Source organism: Propioniciclava sp. (genome assembly GCF_047602245.1).
In the GTDB taxonomy this organism is placed as follows: domain Bacteria; phylum Actinomycetota; class Actinomycetes; order Propionibacteriales; family Propionibacteriaceae; genus Propioniciclava.
In genome coordinates this window covers 144,403-168,332 of the sequence record NZ_JASGHT010000001.1, presented here as the reverse complement: position 1 = coordinate 168,332, position 23,930 = coordinate 144,403, and the positions used below count along the sequence as shown (strand labels likewise).

At 69.3% G+C, this 23,930-nt stretch carries 24 protein-coding genes; 18 read left to right on the top strand and 6 right to left on the bottom strand.

The annotated features are described in order from the left end of the window. Window positions 1-32 precede the first annotated feature (32 nt). The 15 genes from QM708_RS00810 to QM708_RS00740 all read left to right on the top strand — a co-directional run bounded on the left by QM708_RS00810 (window position 33) and on the right by QM708_RS00740 (window position 13,706). Window positions 33-1,517, top strand: coding sequence for a glutamate--cysteine ligase (locus QM708_RS00810; RefSeq protein WP_415103452.1), 1,485 nt, complete (start codon window positions 33-35; stop codon window positions 1,515-1,517). A 56-nt stretch (window positions 1,518-1,573) separates the two neighbouring features. Next, complete coding sequence (gene thrS, locus QM708_RS00805) at window positions 1,574-3,610, top strand: threonine--tRNA ligase (protein ID WP_415103450.1); 2,037 nt, start codon at window positions 1,574-1,576, stop codon at window positions 3,608-3,610. Window positions 3,611-3,614: 4 nt separating this feature from the next. Next, on the top strand, window positions 3,615-4,166 hold the full coding sequence (locus QM708_RS00800) for an HIT family protein (RefSeq protein ID WP_415103448.1): 552 nt from the start codon (window positions 3,615-3,617) through the stop codon (window positions 4,164-4,166). After that, window positions 4,163-4,957, top strand: a complete 795-nt coding sequence (locus tag QM708_RS00795) for a DUF881 domain-containing protein (protein WP_415103446.1) — start codon at window positions 4,163-4,165, stop codon at window positions 4,955-4,957. Before QM708_RS00800 ends, QM708_RS00795 begins: the two co-directional genes overlap by 4 nt. 15 nt (window positions 4,958-4,972) lie before the next feature. Beyond that, on the top strand, window positions 4,973-5,305 hold the full coding sequence (locus tag QM708_RS00790; RefSeq protein ID WP_415103444.1) for a small basic family protein: 333 nt from the start codon (window positions 4,973-4,975) through the stop codon (window positions 5,303-5,305). Beyond that, window positions 5,298-6,035 carry a DUF881 domain-containing protein gene (locus QM708_RS00785; protein ID WP_415103442.1) on the top strand — a complete coding sequence of 246 codons (738 nt, stop codon included), beginning with the start codon at window positions 5,298-5,300 and terminating at the stop codon, window positions 6,033-6,035. Before QM708_RS00790 ends, QM708_RS00785 begins: the two co-directional genes overlap by 8 nt. 42 nt (window positions 6,036-6,077) lie before the next feature. Then, window positions 6,078-6,506: a glycine cleavage system protein GcvH gene (gcvH, locus tag QM708_RS00780; protein WP_415103440.1), complete on the top strand. Its 429-nt coding sequence runs from the start codon at window positions 6,078-6,080 to the stop codon at window positions 6,504-6,506. Window positions 6,507-6,543: 37 nt separating this feature from the next. Further along, window positions 6,544-7,071 (top strand): FHA domain-containing protein, encoded by a 528-nt coding sequence (locus QM708_RS00775; RefSeq protein ID WP_415103438.1) that lies wholly within the window; start codon window positions 6,544-6,546, stop codon window positions 7,069-7,071. 6 nt (window positions 7,072-7,077) lie between these two features. Then, complete coding sequence (locus tag QM708_RS00770; RefSeq protein ID WP_415103436.1) at window positions 7,078-7,773, top strand: MerR family transcriptional regulator; 696 nt, start codon at window positions 7,078-7,080, stop codon at window positions 7,771-7,773. Window positions 7,774-7,780: 7 nt separating this feature from the next. Beyond that, window positions 7,781-8,293 (top strand): bifunctional nuclease family protein, encoded by a 513-nt coding sequence (locus QM708_RS00765; RefSeq protein ID WP_415103434.1) that lies wholly within the window; start codon window positions 7,781-7,783, stop codon window positions 8,291-8,293. Window positions 8,294-8,405: 112 nt separating this feature from the next. Further along, on the top strand, window positions 8,406-8,981 hold the full coding sequence (locus QM708_RS00760; RefSeq protein ID WP_415103432.1) for a MerR family transcriptional regulator: 576 nt from the start codon (window positions 8,406-8,408) through the stop codon (window positions 8,979-8,981). Between the two features lie 7 nt (window positions 8,982-8,988). Then, on the top strand, window positions 8,989-11,835 hold the full coding sequence (gene gcvP / locus QM708_RS00755) for an aminomethyl-transferring glycine dehydrogenase (protein ID WP_415103430.1): 2,847 nt from the start codon (window positions 8,989-8,991) through the stop codon (window positions 11,833-11,835). Window positions 11,836-11,918: 83 nt separating this feature from the next. Then, window positions 11,919-13,022, top strand: coding sequence for a YhjD/YihY/BrkB family envelope integrity protein (locus QM708_RS00750; protein ID WP_415103428.1), 1,104 nt, complete (start codon window positions 11,919-11,921; stop codon window positions 13,020-13,022). A gap of 112 nt (window positions 13,023-13,134) precedes the next feature. Then, on the top strand, window positions 13,135-13,383 hold the full coding sequence (locus QM708_RS00745; protein WP_415103426.1) for a CopG family transcriptional regulator: 249 nt from the start codon (window positions 13,135-13,137) through the stop codon (window positions 13,381-13,383). Beyond that, the gene (locus QM708_RS00740; protein ID WP_415103424.1) at window positions 13,383-13,706 is read left to right on the top strand and encodes a type II toxin-antitoxin system PemK/MazF family toxin; all 324 of its coding nucleotides are present in this window, start codon (window positions 13,383-13,385) and stop codon (window positions 13,704-13,706) included. Before QM708_RS00745 ends, QM708_RS00740 begins: the two co-directional genes overlap by 1 nt. Window positions 13,707-13,837: 131 nt before the next feature. Here the strand turns inward: QM708_RS00740 and QM708_RS00735 are convergent, their stop codons facing one another. Both QM708_RS00735 and QM708_RS00730 read right to left on the bottom strand, forming a co-directional pair. Further along, on the bottom strand, window positions 13,838-14,674 hold the full coding sequence (locus QM708_RS00735) for an aldo/keto reductase (protein ID WP_415103422.1): 837 nt from the start codon (window positions 14,672-14,674) through the stop codon (window positions 13,838-13,840). A gap of 174 nt (window positions 14,675-14,848) precedes the next feature. Continuing rightward, window positions 14,849-16,075 (bottom strand): pyrophosphate--fructose-6-phosphate 1-phosphotransferase, encoded by a 1,227-nt coding sequence (locus QM708_RS00730; protein WP_415103420.1) that lies wholly within the window; start codon window positions 16,073-16,075, stop codon window positions 14,849-14,851. 115 nt (window positions 16,076-16,190) lie between these two features. On the opposite strand from QM708_RS00730, the gene QM708_RS00725 reads away from it, so the two are divergent. Continuing rightward, window positions 16,191-16,592 (top strand): hypothetical protein, encoded by a 402-nt coding sequence (locus QM708_RS00725; protein ID WP_415103418.1) that lies wholly within the window; start codon window positions 16,191-16,193, stop codon window positions 16,590-16,592. Window positions 16,593-16,595: 3 nt separating this feature from the next. On the opposite strand, the gene QM708_RS00720 is transcribed toward QM708_RS00725, so the two are convergent. Continuing rightward, window positions 16,596-17,723 (bottom strand): MalY/PatB family protein, encoded by a 1,128-nt coding sequence (locus QM708_RS00720; RefSeq protein ID WP_415103416.1) that lies wholly within the window; start codon window positions 17,721-17,723, stop codon window positions 16,596-16,598. 40 nt (window positions 17,724-17,763) lie between these two features. Between QM708_RS00720 and QM708_RS00715 the strand changes: the two genes are divergently transcribed. Next, on the top strand, window positions 17,764-18,387 hold the full coding sequence (locus tag QM708_RS00715) for an L-threonylcarbamoyladenylate synthase (protein WP_415103414.1): 624 nt from the start codon (window positions 17,764-17,766) through the stop codon (window positions 18,385-18,387). A 30-nt stretch (window positions 18,388-18,417) separates the two neighbouring features. On the opposite strand, the gene ppk2 is transcribed toward QM708_RS00715, so the two are convergent. After that, window positions 18,418-19,275, bottom strand: coding sequence for a polyphosphate kinase 2 (ppk2, locus tag QM708_RS00710; RefSeq protein WP_415103412.1), 858 nt, complete (start codon window positions 19,273-19,275; stop codon window positions 18,418-18,420). 77 nt (window positions 19,276-19,352) lie between these two features. Continuing rightward, entirely contained in the window at window positions 19,353-20,858 is a 1,506-nt protein-coding gene (locus QM708_RS00705) for an Hsp70 family protein (protein ID WP_415103410.1), read from the bottom strand. A gap of 322 nt (window positions 20,859-21,180) precedes the next feature. On the opposite strand from QM708_RS00705, the gene QM708_RS00700 reads away from it, so the two are divergent. Then, window positions 21,181-22,920 carry a DUF4082 domain-containing protein gene (locus QM708_RS00700; RefSeq protein WP_415103408.1) on the top strand — a complete coding sequence of 580 codons (1,740 nt, stop codon included), beginning with the start codon at window positions 21,181-21,183 and terminating at the stop codon, window positions 22,918-22,920. Window positions 22,921-22,996: 76 nt separating this feature from the next. Here the strand turns inward: QM708_RS00700 and QM708_RS00695 are convergent, their stop codons facing one another. Next, window positions 22,997-23,929 (bottom strand): PAC2 family protein, encoded by a 933-nt coding sequence (locus tag QM708_RS00695; RefSeq protein WP_415103406.1) that lies wholly within the window; start codon window positions 23,927-23,929, stop codon window positions 22,997-22,999. Window position 23,930: the final 1 nt, after the last annotated feature.

Below are 23,930 nucleotides of genomic sequence, written 5' to 3'. Positions count from 1 at the left end.
CGCCTGCGGTGTGGGCGGGCCATACTCGGCCCATGGGCTCCGAGATCAGCGGCCGCACGTTCTCCCGGGCGCAACGGCAGCGCTACCGAGAGAAGGTCCGGGCCTGCCTGGACGTCTTTGAGGAGATGCTGCACGCCGGCCACTTCGTCGACGGCGGCCGGACGACCGGCATGGAGATCGAACTCAACTTGGTCGGCGACGACTGCCAGCCCAGTTTCGCCAACGCCGAAGCGCTCGCCACGATCGACGATCCCGACTTCCAGACCGAACTGGCCCGGTTCAACCTCGAGTTCAACGTGCCGCCCGGCGACATCACCGGGGACTCGCTGCGCAGCCTCGAAGAGTTCGTCCAGGTCAGGCTGAATGCTGCGGAGCAGCGCCTCGCGCCGTCCGGCAACCATCTGATCATGACCGGCATCCTCCCGACCGTGCGCGCCGAGCACTTCGACGGCGGCTGGATGAGTGGCAACGTTCGCTACGAGGCGCTCAACGACGCGATGCTTCAGGCGCGCGGCGAGAGCATGCACCTGGCGATCGAGGGACCCTCGGGGGAGAGGCTGGACACCTACGCCGACTCCTTGGCGCCGGAGTCGCTGTGCACCTCGGTGCAACTGCACCTGCTGGTAGGCCCCGGCCGTTTCGCGCGGGCCTGGAACGCCGCCCAGGTGCTCGCCGGACCGCAGCTGGCGCTGGGCGCCAACGCGCCCTACGTGTTCGGCCACGAGCTCGAGGCCGAGAGCCGGATCAGCGTGTTCAGCCAGGCCGCGGACAGCCGTCCGGTCGAGTACGCCGCCCAGGGCGTCCGCCCGCGGGTCTACTTCGGCGAAGGCTGGATCACCTCGATCTTCGACCTGTTCGAGGAGAACTCGCGCTACTTCCCGGCGCTGCTGCCCGAGATCAGCGACGAGGATCCCCGGGCGGTGCTGGCCTCGGGCGGCACGCCCGGCCTGGCCGAGATGCGGCTGCACAACGGCACCATCTACCGCTGGAACCGTCCCGTCTACGACGTCGTCGACGGAGTCCCGCACGTCCGGCTGGAGAACCGGGTGCTGCCGGCCGGGCCAACAGTGATCGACACCGTCGCCAACGCGGCGTTCTACTACGGCGCCCTGCACCGGCTGATGCACGACGACCGTCCGCTGTGGTCGAGGATGGCGTTCTCGACGGCGCACGCGAACTTCACCGAGGCCGCCCGGCGCGGCATCGACGCCGGACTGTACTGGCCCGGGCTGGGGGAGATGCCCGCCGCGGAGTTGACCCTACGCCGCCTGCTGCCGCTGGCGCAGCAGGGCCTGCAGGACTGCGGGGTGGACGGTGCGGTGATCGACCGCTACCTGGGCGTGATCGAGGGGCGCTGCCTCGCCGAAGCCAACGGCGCCACCTGGCAGGTGCGCTGTGTGCGGGCCTTCGAGAGGCGCGGCCTCAGCCGTCCGGACGCCTTGGCGGCGATGACGGCGGCCTACGCCGAGCGGATGCACAGCAATGAGCCGGTGCACACCTGGGAGTTGCCGTCCTGACAGCGGTGCCCGATGGGGCAGAATGGTCGGCGTCCGTTTCGACGAAAGGAACCCCCTTGTCTGGCTCGATCACCGTCCTGCGATCCGACGCGCGCGAGGAGAGGCCGATCGAGACGACCACGACCGGACTGGACCTGTTCGGCGACGACCGCAGCGTGGTCGCCGTCCGCGTCAATGGGGAGACCCGCGACCTGGCCCGGGTGCTGGCCGACGGCGACGAGGTGGAGCCGGTGCTGGTCACCGAGCCCGAGGGCCTGGCGATCCTGCGGCACTCCGCGGGCCACGTCACCGCCCAGGCCCTGCAGTCGCTGTTCGCCGAGGCGAAACTCGGCATCGGCCCGCCGATCACCGACGGGTTCTACTACGACTTCCGGACCGATCCGCTCACCCCTGAGGACCTGAAGGCCATCGAGAAGAAGATGGGCCAGATCGTCAAGGAGCGGCAGCGGTTCGTCCGCCGCGTCGTCACCGACGACGAGGCCCGCGACGAGCTGGCGGGGGAACCGTTCAAGCTGGAACTCATCGCCGACAAGTCATCGGCCTCCGACGACGACGGCTCATCGGTCGAGGTGGGGGCCGGCGAGCTGACCATCTACGACAACGTCCGCCGCGACGGCTCGGTGGCCTGGAAGGACCTGTGCCGCGGCCCGCACGTGCCGCACACCGGCTACCTGGGCAACGGCTGGGCGCTGACCCGCACCAGCGCCGCCTACTGGCGCGGCGACCAGCGCAACGCCGGCCTGCAGCGCGTCTACGGCACCGCCTGGGCGTCCAAGGAGGACCTGCAGGCCTACAAGACCCGGCTGGAGGAGGCCGCCAAGCGCGATCACCGCAAGATCGGCGCCGAGATGGACCTGTTCAGCTTCCACGAGATCGTAGGTTCGGGCCTGCCGCTGATCCACCCCAAGGGCGGCGTCCTCAAGCGCGCCATGGAGGACTACGTGCGCGCCCGCCACATCGAGGAGGGCTTCGACTACGTCGGCACCCCGCACATCGCCAAGGAGGACCTGTTCTACACCTCCGGGCACCTGCCCTACTACGCCGACGGCATGTTCCCGCCGCTGCTGGAGGACGCCGAACGCGACGAGCAGGGCAATGTGGTCAAGGGCGGTCAGGCCTACCGGCTCAAGGCGATGAACTGCCCGATGCACAACCTGATCTTCGACTCGCGCGGGCGTTCCTACCGTGAGTTGCCGCTGCGGTTCTTCGAGTTCGGCACCGTGTACCGCGACGAGAAGTCGGGTGTGGTGCAGGGGCTGACCCGGGTGCGCTCGATCACCCAGGACGACTCGCACAGCTATTGCGCCAAGGAGCAGGCTCCCGACGAGGTGCGCCACCTGCTGCGCTTCATCCTCGGCCTGCTGAACGATTTCGGCCTGACCGATGTCGCGCTCGAGGTGTCCACCCGCGACACCGACGGCAAGAAGAAGGACAAGTTCATCGGCTCCGACGAGCAGTGGGAGGAGGCGACCGCCGTCCTGGAGGGGATCGCGCACGAGTCCGGCCTTCCGGTGGTGCCCGATCCGGGCGGTGCCGCCTACTACGGCCCGAAGATCTCGATCCAGGCCAAGGACGCCATCGGCCGGACCTGGCAGATGTCGACGATCCAATACGACTTCAACCAGCCCGAGCGGTTCGGCCTCACCTACACCGCCTCCGACGGCAGCCGGCAGCAGCCGGTGATGATCCACTCGGCCAAGTTCGGCTCGATCGAACGGTTCATGGGCGTGCTCATCGAGCACTACGCGGGCGCCTTCCCGGCCTGGCTCGCGCCGGTGCAGGTGGTCGCGGTTCCGGTGGCGGACGCCTTCGACGCCTATCTGGGCGGCATCGTGGCGCAGCTGCGCGAGGCGGGCGTCCGGGTGGAGTTCGACGATTCCGACGACCGGTTCGGCAAGAAGATCCGCAACGCGTCCAAGCAGAAGGCGCCCTTCGTGCTGATCGCCGGCGGCGAGGACGAGGCCGCGGGCGCGGTGTCGTTCCGGTTCCGCGACGGCAGCCAGCGCAACCAGGTGCCGGTCGCCGAAGCGATCGAGACGATCACCGGCTGGATCGCCGAGCGGCGCAACGACAGCCCGACCGCGGAGCAGTGAGCTGATGGAGGCCGAACCGGCGGCGGACCTGGCCGGCGTTCCGGATGCGTTCCAGCGGTTGTGGACGCCGCACCGCATGGTCTACATCAACGGCGAGAACAAGCCGTCCGACGCAGACGAGTCGTCCTGCCCGTTCTGCCGCGCCCCTGGCCAGGCCGACGACGAGGGCCTGATCGTGGCCCGCGGCGAGAGCTGCTACGTGGTGATGAACCTGTACCCGTACAACCCGGGCCACCTGCTCATCTGCCCGTACCGGCACGTGTCCTGGCTCACCGATCTGACCGATCGGGAGACGATCGAGTTCACCCGGCTGGCGCAGAAGGCGATGCGGGTGCTCGGCGAGGTGTCGCACCCACACGGCTTCAACCTGGGCGTGAACCAGGGTGCCGTGGCCGGCGCCGGCATCGCCGCTCACCTGCACCAGCACGTGGTGCCCCGCTGGCAGGGCGACTCGAACTTCATGCCGGTGGTGGCCCAAACCAAGGCGTTGCCCCAGCTGCTGGAGGACGCCCGAGCCCTGATCGCGGCCCGCTGGGCCGTCATCGACGAGCCATGACCTCCCCGCCGCGGCCCCGCCCCGACGCCTCGATGGACCTGCTGAACACACTGCGCCGCGAGGCCCTCGACCCGGCTTACCGCGGTGCGCACGAGTCGGGCCGGGCCGGGCACCGCCCGCCGGTCCTGCTCGCGGCGATGCTGGTGGTGGGGCTGCTGTTCGGAGTCGCGGTGGCGCAGACCTGGCGCGGCGCACCCGCGGCCGCCCAAGAGCGGCGCGATCTCATGGCGCGGATCACCGACGCCGAGGCCCGCGCCGATGAACTGCGCGCGCACGCCGCCTCGTTGACCCGCGAGGTACGTGATCTCGAACGTTCCTCGGGCGCGGTCAGCCCCGAGGAGGCCGCGCGCCACGAGCTGTTGGGTTTGGTCAGCGGCAGTGACGCGGCGTCGGGGCCGGGTGTCCGGATCACCCTCGCCGACGGTGCCGACGCCGAGGACGGCGGCACGCGGGTGATGGATGTCGACCTGCGCATGGTCGCCAACGGGCTGTGGGCCTGCGAAGCCGAGGCGATCGCCATCAACGGCTACCGGCTGTCGGCGCGCACCGCGATCCGCAACGCGGGCGACGCGATCACCGTCGACTATCGCTCGATCACCGGGCCATACGCGGTCGAGGCGATCGGGGATGCGCGGGCGTTGGAACAGTGCTTCCGCGGCACCGAGGGCGGGGTGTGGGTCGAAGGCCTCGCCCAGCACTACGGTGTGGTGTGGGGTAGCGAGCGCCGGGGCGTGGTGGAGGTGCCCGCCGACCCCGGGCTGAGCGTGGACCGCGCCGTCAAGGCGCCGTGAGGAGGACGGGGACGCATGTACGCCATCATCGGCCTGGCGATCGGAATCGCGCTGGGCATCGCGCTGCAGCCGAGCGTTCCGGCCGCGCTGCAGCCCTACCTGCCGATTTCCATCGTGGCGGCCATGGACGCCGTGTTCGGCGGTTTCCGCGCCTACCTGGAGGGTCTGTTCGACGACAAGGTGTTCATCGTCTCGTTCGTCTCGAACGTGCTGATCGCCGCCCTGATCGTCTGGGTGGGTGATCTGATCGGGGTGGGCAGCCAGCTGAGCACGGCAGTCGTGGTCGTCCTCGGAATCCGGATCTTCACCAATGTCGCGGCGATCCGCCGCAAGCTGTTCCATGCCTGAGCCCGGCGATCCCACCGAGTCGGTGTGGCGGCGGATCGGGCGCGACCTGGTGCGCCCCACCCGCGCGCAGCTGATCGTGGCGGTGGTGCTTCTGGTCTGCGGCTTCGGGTTGAGCACGCAGCTGGCCGGGTCGTCGGACCGTCGCGCCAGCACGCTGCGCCAAGACGAGCTGGTCGCGATGCTCGACGACGTCACCGAGGGGTCACGGCGACTGGAGTCCGAGATCGCTTCGCTGGAGGCGACCCGGGACCGGCTGCGCTCGGGTGCGGACGCGGACGCCGTCGCGCGCGCCGAGGCCGCCCGCCGGCTGGACGCCCTGGAACTGCTCGCCGGCACCGTCCCCGCCGAAGGCCCCGGCATCACGGTGACGATCAGCGATCCCCAGCGCAAGGTGACCACCGAGATCATGCTCAACACCATCGAGGAACTACGCGACGCCGGTGCCGAGGTGCTGGAGGTGGACGGCCGCGTCCGCCTCGTCGCGACCAGCTCGGTGAGCAGCGCCGGCGGTTCGCTCACCGTGGACGGCGTGCGGCTGGGCGGCACGTTCACGATCACGGCCCTGGGCGATCCGCGCACGCTGAGCGAGGCGACCCGCTTCCGCGGCGGACTGGTGGCCACCATCGAGGGCGAGCGGGTCGGCGGGACGGCGCGCGTGCAGGAGTCGGACCGGCTGCGGATCGACTCGGTGGTCACCCCCCGGCAGCCGCGCTACGCGCGTCCGGCATGATCGACGCCCGCACGCACGGGGGCGATCTCCGTTAGGGTTGAGATGCGCGCCCGTGAGGGGCGCGATCGGGCCGACCAGGAGGAGACGCACGTGTTCCCTGAGGATCTGCACTACACCGACAAGCACGAGTGGGTGCGCGCGGGCAACGGCGCGATCGTCCGAGTCGGCATCACCAGCTATGCCGCCGATGCGCTCGGCGATGTGGTCTACGTCTCGCTGCCCCAGGTCGGCGAGGAGGTCGCCATTGACGACGCCTGCGCCGAGGTCGAGTCGACCAAGAGCGTCTCCGACGTCTTCGCCCCGCTATCGGGTGTGGTCACCGCGGTCAACGACCTGCTCAACGACACCCCCGACACGGTGAACGCCGACCCGTACGGTGACGGTTGGCTGTTCGAACTCGAGATCTCCGACTCCACCGAGCTGGACGATCTGCTCGATGCGGACGCCTACGCGGAGGTCGTGGGCGAGTAGGCTTGACCCTGCGCCTTCGATCCCGGAGGCGCACGCATTGTTCGTCATCACCACCCCCAGAATGAGGAGGAGACCCATGCTCACCTGTCCGTCGTGCGGTCACCAGTTCGCGGGGGACGTGAACTTCTGCTCCCAGTGCGGAGCGGCGCTGCGCTCGGGCACCGGGGACACGACACGCGTCATCCCCGTCCCTGCCCTGGACTCCGTGAGCGAGCGCACCGATCCGGATCTGCCGGCGCTGCGCGATGTCCCGCCGGGGGCCTCGGTGCTGATGGTGGTCCGCGGGCCCAACGAGGGCGCCACCTTCCTGCTCGACCAGGAGTCGGTGAGTGCTGGGCGTCATCCGCAGTCGGACATCTTCCTCGACGACGTGACGGTGTCGCGCCACCACGCGAAGTTCACCGAGCGGGGTGGGCATCATTGGCTCGCCGACCTCAACAGCCTCAACGGAACCTACGTCAACCGCGCCCTGATCGACGGCGAGGTGGCGTTGCGCGACGGTGACGAGGTGCAGATCGGCAAGTTCCGTCTCGTCTACCTGGTGGCGTCCTCCGGGCGGAGCTAGGGCTCGATGCCGGCCGCGACGAAGAGCATCGGGGGCGTCCTGAAGATCCTCAAGGAGGACTTTCCGGATATCACGATCAGCAAGATCAGGTTCCTTGAGGGTGAAGGGCTGATCTCGCCTGAGCGGGCACCCTCGGGCTACCGGCGCTATTCCGAGCGCGACATCACGCGGCTGCGCTACATCCTGGACGTCCAGAAGAATCAGTACCTGCCGCTGAAGGTCATCCGCGAGAACCTTGAGGCGAGGGACCGCGGCGAGGAGCCGGCGGCGCCCGCGCCGCGCGCGGAGGCACCGGTCGCGCTCGACGTGGTGCCGCCCGCGCCTGCGGCGTCCCGGTCGGCCGGCAAGAAACGGCCGATCCACGTCACCCGCAAGGAGTTGCTGGCGATGTCGGGGCTGACCGAGGCCAAATTGACCGAACTGGAGCAGCACGAACTCGTGGTGCCGCGCCGCGGCACCGCCTTCTACGGCCGCGATGCGCTGACCGTCGCCGTCGCCGCGCGCCGGCTGGCGGCCTACGGCTGGGACGTCCGGCACCTGCGCGCGCTCAAGCAGGTCGCCGAGCGGGAGGCCGCGATGATCGAGCAGGCGGTGGGCGCCCGCTCGCGGCGCCGCACCGCATCGAGGGCCGACACGGCCGAGGTGATGAGGCTCGTGATGTACGCCCATGCGGCGCTGCTGCGCTCGGCGACGATGAACTGAGGACCCGATGACGATGATCGCGTTGCTGTTCAGCGAGGTGCGGGTCTCCGCGGTGGCCGATACCCCGGTATTGCTGCTGCGCGAGGCGTCCGGGCCGCGGCATCTGGCGGTGTGGATCACAGCGACGGGTGCGAATGCGATCCTGTCGGCGCTGGAGGAGCCGGATCCGGCTCATCCCGCGGCACACGACCTTGCCTTGGAGATGCTGGCCGCGGCCGGTGAAGTGATCGACGCGGTGCACATCACCGGGGTGTGTGACGGAGTCTTCGACGCCCAGGTGGTGGTGGCGGGCAAGCCGATCCATGCACGGGTCTCGGACGCGATCGCGTTCGCGTTGCGCTGCGGGGCGCCGATCTTCGCCAGCCCCGAACTGATGCAGACCGCGGGAATCGGCCGGCATGCGGCGTCCGCCGACGATGCCGAGGACGGCGACGTGTCGGATGAGCAGCTGGCCCGTTTCCGCGAATTCCTCGACTCGATCAACCCCGAGGACTTCGAGGGCGAGGGCCCGCAACCCTGATCTTGTGCTTGAGGGTTCGCCGCCGTCAGGAGCCGCGTGCGGCGTGTCGAGGGGCGATGCGCGCTGTGACGGCTAGCGTCATACTGGAACGAGACGGCAATACCCAGGAGGCATGGTGAACGCACCCGAGGTCAGGACGCCCCGCACGGACGGACTGCAGGACGTTCTTTTCGACGGCGACTTCTCGCCCATGCCCGAGGACATCGGCTTCCGCGGCCCGATCGCCTGCCGGGCGGCCGGGATCACCTACCGGCAGCTCGACTACTGGGCACGCACCGGACTGGTCGTCCCGCAGGTCCGCCCCGCCGGCGGCTCCGGCACCCAGCGACTGTACGGCTTCCGCGACATCCTGCTGCTCAAGGTCGTCAAGCGGTTGCTGGACGCCGGCATCTCGCTGCAGCAGATCCGCACCGCCATCGATCATCTGCGCGCCCGCGGTGTGGAGGACCTGACCACGGTGACCCTGATGAGTGACGGCGTCTCGGTGTACGAGGCGGTCAGCGATTCGGAGATCATCGACCTCGTGCACGGTGGCCAGGGCATCTTCGCGATCGCGCTGGGCCGGGTGTGGCACGACCTGGAGGGCAGCCTCACCTCGTTGCCCACCGAGCGGGTGGAATCCGAGGAGGCGACGGCGAACCCGGCCGACGAGTTGGCCGCTCGCCGCGCGGCCCGCTCTGCGGGATAATCCCGTCATGGCAGCGTTCGCTCTGCGTCACCTCGGCCCCGACGAGACGGATCGGGCGGTGATGCTGGCCGCTGTCGGATCCGAATCCCTGGCCGCGCTCATCGACGAGGCGGTCCCCGCCGACATCAGGATGCCGGGCCCGCTCGATCTGCCGCCTGCGGTCAGCGAGGCGCAGGTGCAGGCTGACCTGGCCCGGATGGCGGCTGCCAACAACCCCGGCCGGGCGATGATCGGGCTGGGCTATCACGGCACGGTCACCCCGCCGGTGATCCGCCGCTCGATCCTGGAGAACCCGGCCTGGTATACCGCCTACACGCCCTACCAGCCCGAGATCAGCCAGGGCCGGCTGGAGATGCTGCTCACCTTCCAGACCATGGTCGCCGACCTGACTGGGTTGCCGTTCGCGGGGGCGTCCCTGCTGGACGAGGCGACCGCAGTCGCCGAGGCGGTCGCGATCGCTCACCGGCAGCACCGGAAGAGTTCGGTGGTGCTGGTCGATGCGGGCGTGCTGCCGCAGACGTTGTCGGTATTGCGCACCCGAGCCGACGCCCTCGAACTCGAGGTGGTGCTCACCGGCGATCTGGCCGCCAGCCTGGACGCGCACGACTCCTTCGCGATCGTCGTGCAGACCCCGGCCGCCGACGGTTCGCTGCGGAGCGTGCAGCAGCTGACCGCTCTCGCCGATGCCGCCCACGCCAAGAAGGCACTCGTCATCGCCGCCGCCGACCTGCTCGCTTTGACGATCCTGCCGGCGCCGGGCGAGTGGGGTGCCGACCTGGCGGCCGGCTCGACGCAACGCTTCGGCGTCCCCTTGTTCTACGGCGGGCCGCACGCCGGCTACATCGCGGTCGGTGCCGGTATGCAGCGCCAGTTGCCCGGACGCCTGGTCGGCCTGTCGAAGGATCGCGCGGGCACGCCTGCCCTGCGGCTGGCGTTGCAAACCCGTGAGCAGCACATCCGCCGCGAGAAGGCCACCTCGAACATCTGCACCGCGCAGGTGCTGCTGGCCGTTGCGGCGGCCGGCTACGCCATCCATCACGGCCCCGACGGGTTGCGCGCGATCGCCGAGCACATCGCGCGCCGGACGCGCCGGCTGGCGGCCGCGATCGTGGCCGCGGGCGGCGTCCTGGTCAGCGACCGGTTCTTCGACACGCTCACCGTCGCCGTGCCCGGACGGGCGAGCGCGATCGTGGCCGCGGCGCGCGAGGCCGGCATCCACCTGCGTGAGGCGGACGCCGACCATGTCGGCATCTCGGTCGGCGAGGACGTCACCGAGGCCGAACTCGCCGTCGTGGCGTCCCTGTTCGGCGGGACCCTCGGCGAGGCCGAGCACGGCGGCACCGGCCAGCCCGCGCGCACCTCGTCCTACCTGCGGCACCCGGTCTTCCACCGCTACCGCTCCGAAACCGAACTGCTGCGCTACCTGCGTTCCCTCGCCGACCGCGACTTCGCGCTGGACCGGGGCATGATCCCGCTCGGCTCGTGCACGATGAAACTCAACCCCGCGGCGTCCATGGAACCGATCAGCTACCCCGGCTTCGCGAACCTGCACCCCTTCGTGCCCGCCGAGGACGCCCGCGGCTATGCCGAACTGATCGGGGCGCTGGAGGCGCAACTGGAGGCGATCACCGGGTACGACGCGGTCAGCCTGCAGCCCAACGCGGGGAGCCAGGGCGAGTTCGCCGGGCTGATGGCGGTGCGGTCCTACCATCGCGCCCACGGGCAGGATCAGCGCACGGTGTGCCTGATCCCGGCGTCGGCCCATGGCACCAACGCGGCGTCCGCGGCGATGGCCGGCATGGACGTGGTGGTCGTCAAGACCGCCGAGGACGGCTCGGTCGACTTCGACGATCTTGAGGCGAAGGTGGCCCAGCATGCCGAGCGGCTCGCGGTGATCATGATCACCTACCCGTCCACCCACGGCGTGTACGAGGCGCGGGTCGGTGAGCTGTGCGCGCTGGTGCATGAGGCCGGCGGGCAGGTCTACGTCGACGGCGCCAACCTGAACGCGCTGGTCGGGCTCGCTCAGCCGGGACGCTTCGGCGCCGACGTGAGCCACCTGAATCTGCACAAGACGTTCGCGATCCCGCACGGCGGTGGCGGCCCCGGGGTGGGACCGACGGCGGTGCGCGGCCACCTGGCGCCCTACCTGCCGAACCACCCGCTGGTGCCGTCTGCGGGGCCGGCGATTTCCTATGGTGCGGTCGCGGCGGCGCCCTGGGGGTCGGCGGGCGTGCTGCCGATCAGCTACGCCTACATCGCGATGATGGGTCCGGAGTTGACGCTGGCCTCCGAAGTGGCGGTCCTGTCGGCCAACTATCTGGCCGCGCGGCTGTCGGAGCGCTTCCCGATCCTGTACACCGGCGAGACCGGACGCGTCGCGCACGAGTGCATCGTCGATCTGCGCCCGCTGACCAAGCAGACCGGCGTGACGGTCGACGACGTCGCCAAGCGGCTGATCGACTTCGGCTTCCATGCGCCCACGATGAGTTTCCCGGTGGCCGGGACGTTGATGGTGGAGCCCACCGAATCCGAATCGAAGGATGAACTGGACCGGTTCGCCGACGCGATGCTCGCCATCGCCGACGAGGCGGCCCGGATTCAGGCGGGGGAGTGGCCGGCCGATGACAATCCGCTGTGCAACGCCCCGCACACCCTCGCCGAGGTGACCGCGGACGCCTGGACCCACCCGTATCCGCGCCAGGTCGCCGCCTTCCCGGCCGGGCAGGTGCTCGGCGCGGTGTCCACCGGCGCGCGCGACAAGTACTGGCCGGCGACCGCCCGCATCGACGGCGCTTTCGGCGACCGCAACCTGGTCTGCTCGTGCCCGCCGATCGAGGACTACGGTAGCTGACGTCGTCTCGATGAGCAGGACACGCGGAATCGGCGTGCGTTTCTCCGGCGGACCGGTAGGGGCGCCCGATTAGGGTGGACGGCATGGTTGAGCGCTGGAGGAAGATCAAGGCCATCGGCTGGGTGGCGCATCTGCTGCGCATGTGGGAGCGGTTCAACGAACGACTCGGATTCCAGTTCGCCGCGGCGATCACCTATTTCTCGGTGATGAGCATCATCCCGATCCTCGCCGTCGTTTTCGCCGCCATCGGCCTGACGGTCACCGTGTTGAACCCGCAGTGGTCACAGGCCATCCGGGTCGGGATCACCGAGGCGATCGGCAGCGAGAACGACCTGAGCGCGCAACTGGTGGGGATCGTCGACCAGGCCTTCACCAGCTGGCAGGTGCTCGGCCCGATCGGTCTGGTCTCGGCGCTGTGGACCGGCGCGACCTGGGTGCGAAACCTGCGCGCGGACGTGCGGGTGATGACCTCACCCAGCCTGGAGGACCAGGGGCCGAGCCAGCCGATGCCGGTCGAGGTCGTCAAGAACATCGGCGTCCTGTTCGGGCTGGTGCTGCTGGTGGGGGTCTCGATCGGACTGAGCAGTATCGCGACGGCTGCTCACGGGCTGATCACCTCCTGGCTCGGCCTCGGCGACGCCGCCGCGCCGTTGCTCCGGTTCGTGCCGCTGCTGGGCACCGTGTTGACCGGGTGGCTGCTGTTCGTGTTCGTGCTGTGGGCGCTCCCGCTGATCCGGATGCCATGGACGGTGCTGTGGCGCGCCGGCCTTCTCGGCGGTGTCGGCTTCGGGGTGCTGCAGTTCCTGGCCGGCTCGCTGGTGGGTGTCTTCAAGGACAACCCGGCGGCGGCCGTCTTCGGCTCGGCCATCGTGGTGGTGCTGGCCCTGAACCTGTTCGCCACGCTCATTCTCGTCGTCGCCGCCTGGGCCGGCACGCACCAGGCTTACGAGGCGCTTCTCGAGCCGGACGCCCCCGCGCGGATCGATGCTGCCGCGGTGCCGCGTGAGCCGAGCGACTACGCCACCAAACAGGTGCTGGCCGAGCTCCAGGCGGCGCGCGAGCGCGCCGATCAGGAACGCGTCCCGCAGAAGGCCGCCGTCCGCTCCGCCCAGATCACCCTCGGGGTCGGCGTGGTGGTGGGCGGCGTCTTCAGCGCCCTGGCCTCCCGGTTCGGACGCCGCCGCTAACCCGCCCTCTGGCCCGGATCGGCTCCCGGTCACGACCTGGCCCCGGTGTGCCATCCGGGGATGCCTCGTCGTACCGCTTGAACAGCATGCTAGATCTGCATACCATCAGGGTATGAGTCTGACCAGCATCAAGGTGTCCAAGGAACTGCGCGACCGGGTGAGCCGGTTGGCCCATGACCGGGGTATGTCGCAGCACGCCTACCTTGACCAGTTGCTCCGGGAGGCGGAGGAGCGGGATTTCTGGGCGCGGATGGCCGATACCGGTGCGGATGAGTATCGCGCGGCCCTCGCCGAGGACGGCGACCAGCTGGGCGATGACTATGACGACGAGGAGTCGCTGATCCGGGCCGAGGAGCGTTGATGCCGTCGGTCGTTGATCGCGGTGACATCATCTGGCTGGAGATGCGTCCCACCCACGGGCGTGAACAGGCCGGCCACCGGCCGCACCTGGTGCTCAGCGAACGCCGGTTCCACGACCTGCGCGGTATGGCGATCGTGGTGCCGATGACCACCTCACGGCGAGACTGGCCGACGCGCATCGCGATCGGCGCGGGTTTGTACGCGATCTGCGAGCAACCTCGCAGCGTCTCCTTCCAGCGAGTCACCAGGGTTGAGAACACCCGGCACGACGTGTCGCAGGTGCGCCGCATCATCAACTATCTGATGGGCGGGGACTTCACCTGACCCGCGGCGTGGCGGTGGTGGCCGGGCCGAATGCGACAAATCACTGCACTCGATGAATCCGGACATCAGTGGGACTGATGTTTTCAGGCCCTGATTCGCATCGAGTGCAGTGATTTACTGCGTCAGGGCTTCTACCACTCCTCGTGCGTGCGCGAATCCCAGGCCGCCGCTTCTCCCAGGTCGAGGGTGGCCAGGTCGGCCAGGTCGGCGTCGGTCAACTCGAAGCCGAACAGGTCGGCGTTCAGCGCCCAGCGGTGGGGGTTGCTCGACGCGGGGATGACCACGGCTCCCTGCTGGACCGCCCAGCGCAGCACCACCTGCGAGCGCTCGACCCCCAGGCGGCGGGCGATCTTGCCGGTGATGATCTGGCCCATCGGGTCTTCGGGGCCGCCGAGCGGACGCCAGCCCTCGGCGACGATGCCGCGCTCGGCCAGGAAGGCGCGCAACTCGGTGCGCGCCAGCGCGGGGGAGAGCTGGATCTGGTTGACCACCGGCCACACCCCGGAGGCCGCATGCAGCTCCTCAAGCTGGTGCTGGACGAAGTTGGACACACCGATGTGCTGGACCAGACCCTCGGTGCGAAGCTCGATCATCTCCAGCCAGGTGTCGACGGCGAGGCCGCGCGACGGGTTCGGCCAGTGGATCAGCAGCAGGTCGGCGTAGTCGGTGCCGAGCTTGCGCAGCGACTCCAGCAGCCCGGCGCGGGTCAGCCCGCGACCCTGATCCATCCCCGCCACCTTGGTGGTCAGGAAGATCTCCTCCCGCGGCACCCCCGAGCGCCGGACGCCTTCGCCGACGGCCCCCTCGTTGGCGTACTGGGCGGCGGTGTCGATCAGCCGGTAGCCGTCGCGGATCATGGCGGCGAGCCGATCGGCCAGGTCGTTGCCCTTGCCGGGCCAGGTTCCGGCGCCGACCGCGGGAATCCGTCCGCCGTCATGCAGGGGAAGATCAGGGATGTGGAAGCTCATGGCTCCACTCTGCCACCAGGTCACCCCGCGCGCGCCGAGTCAGCCGGCGCGGTGGACGGCGTCGAGAACGCCGGCGTGCTCACGGGTGGCCAGGATGCTCACACAGGGTGAGCAGCACCGGAAACGCCAGCAGCAGGCCCTCGGTTGAGGACCGGCCGCCGGGATGACGCAAACTCAGTGAGCAGCCGGGGGCGCCGCGACGGGGGCGTCCTGGCCGATGGCCTCAAGCAGGTCGAGGTACCACTGCTGGGTGATGTCGAACGGCTTGCCGCCCGCGATGCGGGAGAACTCCACCGGGCGCAGCACGTCGCCCTGCTCCTCGTCGTGGCCGATGACGCCCGGCTCGCCGCGCAGGGCGGCGTCCACGGCCAGCTCGCACATCTCACCGATGAGCTGGAGATCGAACTCGTTCGAGGCGGCCGAACGGCTGTAGTAGCCGGACTTCTGCACCAGCACCTTGTCGGCGGCGAGCATCTCGGCGAACTGCTTGCCGAACCACGCCCCCGGGTTCACCTGGTCGAGGCGGATGTGGCCGAACGCGTCGCGCGGCACCTCCTGGCCCGCGGCCTCCATCTCGGCGACGATGCTCTCCACGCCCGCACCCTCGGACAGGAAGATGTTGACGCAGCCGACCTCGTCCATGACCGTCGACAGGCGCTCGGCCTCGGCCTTGAGGTCGATGACGGCCTCGGGCACGAACACGGCGTGGATGTCCCAGGCGCGCTGGTCGAGACCGATCGAAGGCAGCCACTGCTGCTCGGTGAGCCAGTCGCGGTACTTGCGGGCAGTGGCGGCGGTCAGCCAGCCGCAGTTGCGGCCCATGACCTCGTGCACGATCAGCATGCGCGCGCCGGCGTTGTGCTCGGCGAGCACGTTCTTGGCGTAGCGAGCGCCCATCTCGGCGGCGGTGTCCGCGCCGAGGCTCTGGCGGATCGGGATCACATCGTTGTCGATCGTCTTCGGCAGGCCGACGACGGTCAGCTCGTAGTCGTGCTCGTGCAGGTACTGCGCCAGATCGGCCGCGGTCGTGTTGGTGTCGTCGCCGCCGATGGTGTGCAGGATGGTGACGCCGTCGGCGACCAGGCGGTCGGCGGCGTACTTCAGCGGATCGACGTCCTCGGCGACGAGGCCGCGCTTGACCAGATCCTTCTTGTTGGTCAGCTTCACCCGGCTGTTGCCGATCGGCGAGCCGCCGAACTGGGTGAGCACGGAGGCGTTCTTGCGCACCTCGTCGTCGACAACCAGGTAGTCGCCGGTGAGCAGGCCCCGGTAGCCCAGACGGTAGGCAATGATCTCGATCTCGGGCGCCACCTCGGTGTACCGCTCGATCAATTTGCCCACCGCGGTGGACAGGCAGGGCGCGAAACCACCCGCGGTGAGCAGAGCTACCTTCTTCGTCATCGTCAACCTCTCGTTGGGGAGTCGGCGCCGCCGGCGCCATTCGGGCCCTAGTTTATTGCGCGCGGGACCACCGCGCGGGCAAGGTGGGGGAAGGTCCCACCTCCTGGAGTACATGATGGCCGATTCGACACGCCGCGATGAGCGCGGTACCGCACTCTCCGCGATGATCGCGGTGCTTGTGGTGTCCCTGTTCGCCGTCGTCGGCCTGGTGGTCGACGGGGGCGCGCAGTCCGCAGCACGGGCCCGGGCGGCATCCGGTGCCGTCGAGGCCGCCCGCGCTGCGGTGGACGCCGGGGCGACGGCCCGGGCGTCCGGTGCGGCCCCGAACGTGCTGGCGATGGTGGGTGAAGGACGCCGCGCGCTCGCCGAGCGCGGCCTCGACGGCGAGGTCAGCGTCGAGGCGGGCGTGGTGCACGTGCACGCGCGCACCTCGGCGAAGACCGTCTTCCTCAGCCTGATCGGCATCGGCGAACTGGCGGCCTCCGGCGAGGCCGCCGCCGCCCTCGAAGACTCCTGACCTTCAGCCGAGACTGGTGGCCATCCGCTCGACCGCCTCGGTGATCAGCTCGGGCGAGGCGGCCAGATTCATCCGGATGTATTGCCCGTAGTCGGCGCCGAAGTCGCTGCCGTTGTTGAAGGCCACCTTGCCCTGAGCCAGGAAGTGGTCGCGGGGCCGTTCCAGGCCCAGGCCGCTGCAATCGAGCCAAGCCAGATAGGTGCCGGGTGCGCGGTCGTAGCGGACGCCGGGCAGCCGCTCGGCGACCAGGCGGGTGAGTAGATCCTTGTTGGCGGCCACCTCGACCATCACCTGGTCGACCCACGCCTCGCCGTGACGCAGCGCCGCCGTGTGGGCGAGGGCGCCGATGTGGCCGGTGGACTGGTTGGCCAGCGGTGGCAGGCGGTCGAACAATGCGGACGCCTCGGTGCCCCGGATGTAGAGGCCGGCCTTGAACGCGGCCAGGTTCCAGCACTTGCCGGCCGAGAACGTGACGACGGCGTTCTGGGCGTCCGGCAGGCTGAGGATGGGCGTGAACGCCGCACCCGGGTCGACCAGCAGCGCGTGGATCTCGTCGACGATCAGCAGGACGTCGTGCTCGGCGCACAGGCGTGCCACCGCCGACAACTCTTCGGGCGTGTGGATCGTGCCGGTCGGATTGTGCGGGGAGCACAACAGGTACGCGGTGGGGGCGTCCGGTCCGGTGAACGCGGCCTCGAGCGCGGCCAGGTCGAGGCGTCCGGACGCGGTGAGCGGCACCTGCGTGATGTGCCGGCGGTAGCCCGCGATGATCTGCCAGAACGGCGGGTACACCGGCGGGTTGATGACGATGTGGTCGCCCTCGGCGGTGTTGCCGAGCAGCAAGGACAGCATGGCGTTCATCACGTCGCCGGCACGGCGCAGCTGCTCGGGTGCCGGACGCCAGCCCCAGCGGGACGCGGCGAGGTCGGCGTAGGCGTCCGCGTAGCCAGTGCCGTACGGGTAACCGGTGTCACCGCGCTGCAAGGCCTCGGTCACGGCGTCCACGGCCTCGGGCAACGGCATCGCGTCCATCTCGGCCACCCACATCGGGAGCACGTCGGAGGGGAAGGTTTGCCATTTGAGGGAGGTGCGGGCGCGCAGGTCCGCCTCGGAGAGGGTGAACAGGCTCATGGTGGCCCATTCTCCCACGCGCGCTGGCTAGTCTTGCGCCATGGCCCGCTACTTCGATGTTCACCCCGCCAACCCGCAGCCGCGTTCCCTCACCCAGGTGGCCGACATCCTGCGTGGCGGCGGGCTGATCGCCTACCCGACCGACTCCGGTTTCGCGTTCGGCTGCCAGCTCGGCAACGCCGAGGGGCTGGAGCGGATCCGGCACATCCGCGATCTCGATCGGCATCACCACTTCACGCTGGTGTGCAGTTCGTTCAGCCAACTCGGCCAGTACGTGGAGATGGGCAATCAGACCTTCCGCACGGTGAAGGCGTACACGCCGGGGCCGTACACGTTCATCCTGAAGGCGACCCGGCAGGCACCCAAGGCGATGCTGCACGACAAGAAGCGCACCGTCGGCGTCCGGATTCCGGCGCACGTCACGGCGTCCGCGCTGCTGGACGTGCTCGGCGAGCCGCTGATGTCGAGCACGCTGATCCTGCCCGGGCACACCGACGCGGCCACCGACGGCTGGTCGATCGCCGAGGAGTTCGAGCATCAACTGGACGCGGTGCTCGATTCGGGTGATGCCGGGCTCGGTCCGACCACCGTCGTCGACCTCAGTGGCGACGAGATCGAGGTCGTGCGCGTCGGCGTGGGCGATCCGGCGCCCTTCGAGAGCTGAGGGCGCCGGACGGCTCAGACTCCGACGGGATCAGTTCCCGTTGTCTTCGGGGTCCTCGTACTTCTGCGGTGCCTGCTCGGGAACCTTCAGGGTTGAGGAGTAGTCGGGAACCTCGTTGAGCAGCGTCTTCGACGTCCGCTGGTAGCCGGTCCCCTTCGGCCGCTTCGGGAAGTCGATCTCGGGGCGGTCGACGTGCTGGTAGGGGATCGAGCTGAGCAGATGATGGATCATGTTCAGTCGCGCCCGGCGCTTGTCCTCGGCCTCGACGACGTTCCAGCGGGCGGGATGGACGTCGGTGTGCACGAACATCTCATCCTTGGCGCGGCTGTAATCCTCCCACCGGGTGATGGACTCGACGTCGGTCGGAGACAGCTTCCAGCGGCGCATCGGGTCGGTCAGGCGCGAGCGGAACCGCTTCTCCTGCTCCTTGTCGGAGACCGAGAACCAGTACTTGCGCAGCATGATGCCGTCGTCGATGAGCATGCGCTCGAAGGTGGGGCATTGGCGCAGGAAGCGGACGTGCTCGTCGGGCGTGCAGTAGCCCATCACCTTCTCCACACCGGCGCGGTTGTACCACGAGCGGTCGAACAGCCGGATCTCGCCGGCGGCCGGCAGATGCTCGATGTAGCGCTGGAAGTACCACTGGCTGCGCTGGCGTTCGGTGGGGGCGGGCAGGGCGACGACGCCGGCGATGCGAGGGTTGAGATACTCGGTGATCCGCTTGATCGCACCACCCTTGCCTGCCGCGTCGCGGCCTTCGAAGAGGACGACGATGCGGGCACCGGATGCTTTCACCCATTCCTGCATCTCGACGAGCTCCATCTGGAGCCGATTGAGTTCAGCCTCGTAGAGGGCTTTGTCCAAACGTGGGGGCTTCTTTGCGCTCATGCGGGTCATAGTGCCCGTTCAGAGCATGTTCGCGCATCCGTTTACCTGCGTTTACCCCGGAATGTGGACCGGTTGTCTCAACGCCCGAGCGAGCTTTCCTGGAACCAGCCGTCGTCGAGGTCGGTCAGGCGCACCGTGATGATGCCGTGGCGGTCGATCGTGTAACGCTCCTCGATCAGCGGGCCGCCCTCGACGCGGACCACCTCGACCCCGCCCAGGCCGCGCCCGTCGCGCAGCGCGCGGTCGAAGGGGACGCGCAACTCGCCCAGCGGGATCACGTCTCCGGTCGGCTCGCCTTCGCCGCCGAGCGCGGAATGCTCGACGAACCGGAACACGCCCACGTTGTGCGCCGCGACGTAGCGCCGGGTGACGACCACGTCGGCGTCCGGGCTGACGTGCTGGTCACGGTCGAACAGCGGATCGAAGGACAACCCGGCGCCCGAGTCGAGCTCACGGAACACGCCGAAGCCGCGCGATAGCCGGTCGGTGAGGTGGAATCCGGAGTCGGTGTCGGCCGCGATCGCCAGTCCGATGGCGGTGGACGCCGCCGGGTGCGGGGAGCGGTGCACGCGGCGTCCGAACCGTTCGCGGAGCACGCGGGCGACCAGTGGCAGGCCGGACGCGCCGCCCACCAGGTAGATGCCGGCCACCTCCGCGGCCTCGAGCTGTTCGGCATCCAGACCGCCGAGCAGCGGCTCCAGCGCGGTCAGCGACGCTTCGACCAGCGGGTCGGCGGCGGTGTAGAAATCCTCGACGGCGACCGAGACCGGGGCAGGGCCCACTTCGAGTGCGATGCGCTTGCTGCGCGGGCTCAGGTTCTCTTTGGCGGCGCGGCAGTCGTCGCGCAGCGCGGTGCGGTCGCGCTCGGTGAGATCAGCGGGGTGGCCGGCCGCGGCGAGCGCGAGATCCATCAGGGTGTCGTCGAAATCGTCGCCGCCGAGCCGGTTGATGCCGACGCTGGTCACCACCTCGTGGCTGAGGTCGTCGACCCGCACCAGGGAGGCGTCGAAGGTGCCGCCGCCCAGGTCGTAGACGACCACCTTGGTGCGCTTGCGGTTGATGCTGCGCGGCTGGCGATGGGTGAACTCGAAGCCGGCGGCCGACGGCTCGTTCAGCATGCCGACCACGTCGAAGCCGGCGGCGCGGAACGCCTCCAGGGTCAGGAAGCGCTGCGCCGAATGCGCGTGGGCCGGAACCGCGACGACGGCCTGCAGTGGCTCGCCGTCTTCGAGGATGCGGGTGATGTTGGACGCGGTACGCAGCGTCTCGGCGAGGTAGCGCAGGAAGCCGGTGACCAGGTCGAGCAGTTCGACCCGGAGCCCGTCCACATCGACGACCGTGCCGGCGACGATGCTGCCATCGGCCAGTTGGCGCTTGAACGAGGTGGTCAGTGCGGCCCCCTCGTCGGACGCCTTGAGCGCGTCGAAGCCGAAGACGAGCTCGTCGCCCACCCTGGTCACGACGGACGGCACGTGATCGACGGCGTCCCCGCGATGGTCGGTGAAGCTGACCACCGGGTAGTTCCCCCGGTCGACGAGAGCGACGATCGTGCGGGTGGTGCCAAAGTCGATGCCAAGCTTCATGGCGGTCACGCTACCAACGGGACGCCTCGCGCCGAGGGGGTCGTCCAGCACCCAACCAGCGTGCGCCGAGGACGCCCGGGCTGTGCTTAGCCGGAGTCGCCTTCATGCGCGTGAGCTGAACCGTTGTGCACCGCTTTGGTGACCGATGACGACAAACCTGAGGGAAACGTAAGTGAATAATCTCTCAGTCCGACTATTTGACTAGGAGTATTGGCTCATTTGCTGAGAGTCTGTGAGAATCATCTCTCAGGAAGGCCGTCGCTCGCCGGAGGTGGTGGGCACGGCATCCGGGAACCCTTACCCCCCAGGACCGGGAGAACACATGTCACCGACCCACCGGACCGGGAGCGCGCGCCGTGGCGCGCGTGTCCTGGCATCCCTGATCGGCGTGCTCGCGCTCGCGCTGGGTGTGATGGTCACCGCACCATCCGCGCAGGCAGCGGCCAACGACGCCACCATCTTCGGCACCGCGGTGCCGGCCGTCCCCTCCGTCGCTGACGACTCGGCCGTCGAGTTGGGCGTGGCCTTCGTGCCGCGTGTCAACGGGGCCGTGGTCGGCATCCGCTTCTACAAGGGCGCCGGGAACACCGGCACTCACACCGGAAGCCTCTGGAACGCGTCCGGCACCCGCTTGGCCACCGCCACCTTCAGCAACGAGACGGCCTCCGGATGGCAGACCGTCACCTTGAGCAATCCGGTCGCGGTCAGCGCGGGGCAGCGCTACGTCGCGTCCTACCATGCGCCGAAGGCCCGCTACGCGGCGGCCTCGAACTTCTTCACCAGCAGCTACGTCCGCGGTGATCTGACCGTTCCGGCCAACGGCGGCGTCTACCGCTATGGCAGCTCGGGATTCCCGCAGTCCAGCTACCAGGCGAACAACTACTACGTCGACGTGGTGTTCCAGGCCACGGGCGCCCCCACGCCGACCCCCACGCCGACGCCGACCCCCACTCCGACTCCGCCGGCCAGCTTCAACCCGGGCAACACCAGCGGCACGGTGGCGGTTCCCTCCGGTCTGGGCGTTGAGAACGTCAGCAAGCCCGATCGCGTGGTCGGCACGGGCACGCCGGCCAGCTGCACCTCGGACGCCGTCGTGGCGGCTGTCGCCGCCGGAGGCGTGATCACGTTCAACTGTGGACCCAACCCGCACACCATCACCCTCAACCAGACCCTCAAGGTGAAGAACAGCACCCGCAAGCTGGTGATCGACGGTGGCGGCAAGGTGACCTTGTCCGGCGCCAACAAGAACCGCATCCTGTACATCGACACGTGTGACGAGTCACTCGGCAAGGTGTCGGGCAACTGCCTGTACGCGCCGCAGTTCCCTGAGGTGACCGTGCAGAACATCACCTTCGCCCAAGGCAACGCGACCAGTGCTCCCTACGTCTCGCCCGGCGACCCGAACGGGCTCAACGGCGGCGGCGGCGCGATCTTCGCCCTCGGCGGCCGGCTGAAGGTCGTCCGCTCGGTGTTCGAGCAGAACGTCTGCGCCACCAACGGTCCCGACCACGGCGGTGCGGCCATCCGGGTGCTGGCCCAGCGTTCGCCCACCCCCAACGATCTGGACAGCTCGCATGCGGCGCGCAACCAGGAACCGGTCGCCATCGTGCAGAGCACGTTCGGCGGCGCGGCGGGCAAGGGCAACTCCTGCTCCAACGGCGGCGCCATCAGCGCGCTGCGGACGCCGGTGACGGTGATCAACAGCAACATCACCCACAACAAGGCCGTCGGCTGCTGCGCCAACCCGGCCAAGCCCGGTACCCCCGGCGGTGGGAGCGGCGGCGCCATCTACACCGACGGCAACACCTACGATCTGCGGATCTCCGGTTCCAACATCCAGTACAACACCGCGAAGGCCGGCGGCAGCGCCATCTTCTACGTCAGCAACGCCCGGACGGGACGGCTGTACATCGACAAGACGGTCAGCAAGAACAATGACTATGTCGCCAGCGGAACCCCGGTGAGGCAGCACTTCGAGAATTACCCGGGCATCTTCTACCTGGGTGACGGAGCGCCGGTGATCACCAACTCGACACTCCAATCCGGAAGCGCCCCGTCCTGAGGCGACCGGACGCGTCGCAACCGAGGTGATGCGAGGAAATGAGAAGGACCGGGCTGGAGTATCAGCCCGGTCCTTCTCACGTCAGGGGAGGCGGCGATCCCTCCGAGGGCGGAGGGTCTTGCAGGCCGGCGAGGTACTCCTCGACCTGGGCGCCGATCTCGTCGGCGCTGGGCAGCGTGACCGAGTCGGCGTCGGTGAGTGAGCCGTCGCGGTGGGCCTGGTCGTAGGCCTGCTCCAGCGCGGCGACATGCGCGGCGAAATCCTCGTTGTCGGCGCGGTGCTGCTCCAGCTGAGCGCGCAGGGCGGCGGCCGGCAGTTGGAAGCCCTCGGCGGGCAGCGCGAGCTTGCCGATCTCGCGCACTCCCTCGATGAGGGCCGCGGCGGCGTCGGGGTAGTCGCTGTCGGCGATGTAGTGCGGCACCAGCGCGACCGCGCCCAGCACCTGATGGCCGGCCTGGCCCAGGCGCAGGGTGAGGACGCCGCTGAAGGAGGCGCTCATCGCGAACGAGCCGAGCGGGGAGCGCTCGTCGCCGAGTAGCGCCGGATCGGAGGCGTACCGGGTCAGCGGCGTGCGGCGCGTGTGCGGCACCCCGGCGGGAATGGCGTGCGCGAGGATCGTCCGCCGCACCCCCACCTGATCGATGACGTGCGCGATCGCCGCCGCCATCCGCTCCCATTGCAGGGACGGCTCGGGGCCGGTCAGCAGCAGGAAGTCCTGGCCGTCGCGGTCGGTGACCAGGTGCAGGTCGATGCCCGGCTGGGCGTAGTCGGCGTAGTGGTCGCCGTCGAAGACGATGAGCGGACGCCGCCCGGCGTAGTCGAAGACCTGGTCGGCGTCGAAACGGCCCACGATCCGGTTCGGCAGCTGGTCGAGCAACTGGGCGTTGACCAGGCGCTGGCTGTGCCCGGCGTCCACGAAGCTGCCGAGCGTCACCACGAGCGTGTCGGCGCTCAGGCGGCGCTGGTCGACGTGGGGTTCCCACGAGAACAGGCTGATGGGATCGAGCATG